The organism is Actinacidiphila rubida (assembly GCF_900110255.1).
GTDB classification, from domain to species: Bacteria; Actinomycetota; Actinomycetes; order Streptomycetales; family Streptomycetaceae; genus Actinacidiphila; species Actinacidiphila rubida.
This window is the reverse complement of the sequence record NZ_FODD01000108.1, coordinates 1-1,723: the sequence shown is the minus strand read 5'-3', so window position 1 is coordinate 1,723 and position 1,723 is coordinate 1. Positions and strand designations below refer to the sequence as shown.

Below are 1,723 nucleotides of genomic sequence, written 5' to 3'. Positions count from 1 at the left end.
CCCGGCCGCGCCGTCCGTGTGCACCGGTGCGGTGCTGGTGTTCATGCGCTCGCCTTCCCTCGCGTCGCGGCCCCGGCGGTCGTCCCCGCGGCCGCGGTCATGATCACTTCCTTGCCGAACCGCTCGCGCGGGATGTCCGCGACCACCCGGCCGTGGGCCATCACGACGATGCGGTGGCAGATCCACAGCAGTTCCTCCAGCTCCGAGGAGGCCACCAGGACCGCGAGACCGTCCTGCGCGGCCGCGTCGATCAGCCGGTAGATCTCGGCCTTGGCGCCGACGTCCACGCCGCGGGTGGGCTCGTCGAGCAGCAGCAGCCTGGGCCGGGTGGCGAGCCACCGCCCGAACACCGCCTTCTGCTGGTTGCCGCCCGACAGGTCGCCGATCGGCTGCTCCTGGCTGTGCAGCCGCACCCCGAGGTCGGCGACGATGCGGGCCGCGTGGGCCCTGTCGGTGCGCGGCCGCAGCACGCCGCGGGAGCTGATGCGGCGCAGGGTCGCCAAGGTGACGTTCCAGCGCACGGAGTGCGCGGGCAGCAGGGCCTGCACCTTCCGGTCCTCGGGCACGAGGCCGATCCCGGCGCGGACGGCGTCGGCCGGGTGGCGCGGGCGGAAGTCCGCGCCCTCGAAGGCGACGTCGCCACCGGTGCGCGGCTGGGCGCCCATCACGGTGTGCAGCAGCCGGCTGCGGCCCGAGCCCATCAGCCCGGCCACCCCGACGATCTCGCCGGCCCGCACGTCGAGGTCGACCGGGCCCAGCCCGTCCGCGGTCAGGCCGCGCACCGCCAGGGTCGTGCTCCGCTCCACCGACGACGGGGGCGTGAGGTCGGCGCGGGCCAGGTCGGCGCCGACCATCTCGCGGATCATCCGCTCCTCCGTCGCCTCGGCGGGCGTGAGGTCCGCGACCAGCCGGCCGCTGCGCAGCACCAGCACCCGGTCGGCGATCGCCCGGACCTCGTCGAGCCGGTGCCCGATGAACAGCACCGCCCCTCCGGCCCGGGCGTGAGCGCGGGCCAGGTCCAGCACCCGCCCGGCCTCCACAGGGCCGAGCGAGGACGTGGGCTCGTCCAGGATCAGCACCACCGGGCGGTGGCCCCACGCCTTGGCGATCTCGATCATCTGCCGTACGGGGACGGGGAAGCGCTCCACCGGGCGGTCGACGTCGACACCGGTCACGCCCACCTCGGCGAGCAGGGCGCGCGCCTCGGCCCGGGTGCCGGCCCGGTCGACGACCACGCTGCCGAGGAGCCGCCGTGCGGCGGTCGCCGGGCGGCGGCCCAGCAGCAGGTTCTCCGCCACGCTCAGCTGGCCGACGAGCGGGAACTCCTGGGCGACCAGGGCGACTCCGAGCTCCTGGGAGTGGTCGGGGCGCCCGGGCTGGAGCGGCTGCCCGGTGATGCCGATGGTGCCGGTGGTGGGGGTGACGGTGCCGGAGAGCACGCCCATCAGCGTGGACTTGCCGGCGCCGTTCTCCCCCACGACGGCGACGATCTGGCCGCGGACCAGGTCGAGGCCGGGGATGTCGAGGACCTTCACCGGTCCGTACGACTTGCTGACGTCCCGCAGCGAGACCGCCGTGTCGCCCGCCGGTCCGCCGCGGGCGGGCCCGGCGCCGGAGTGCTGCGCGTGCGTCATCCGATGCCCAGGGCGGTGAGCTTGGCCTGGTAGTCGGACAGGTTGCCGCCGGTGACCAGGCCGACGCCCGAGGACAGCGTGCTGCCGTC

General features: G+C 75.6%; 1 protein-coding gene. It reads right to left on the bottom strand.

The features are described 5' to 3' along the window. Positions 1–41: 41 nt before the first annotated feature. A complete protein-coding gene (locus BMW99_RS38955; RefSeq protein WP_079138416.1) occupies positions 42–1,634 on the bottom strand; it encodes a sugar ABC transporter ATP-binding protein in 1,593 nt (530 codons plus the stop codon). Between the last annotated feature and the right edge of the window lie 89 nt (positions 1,635–1,723).

Excerpts from the sequence above, each read along its gene's own strand:
- BMW99_RS38955 (WP_079138416.1), bottom strand. The coding sequence starts at position 1,634 with ATGACGCACGCGCAGCACTCCGGCGCCGGGCCCGCCCGCGGCGGACCG.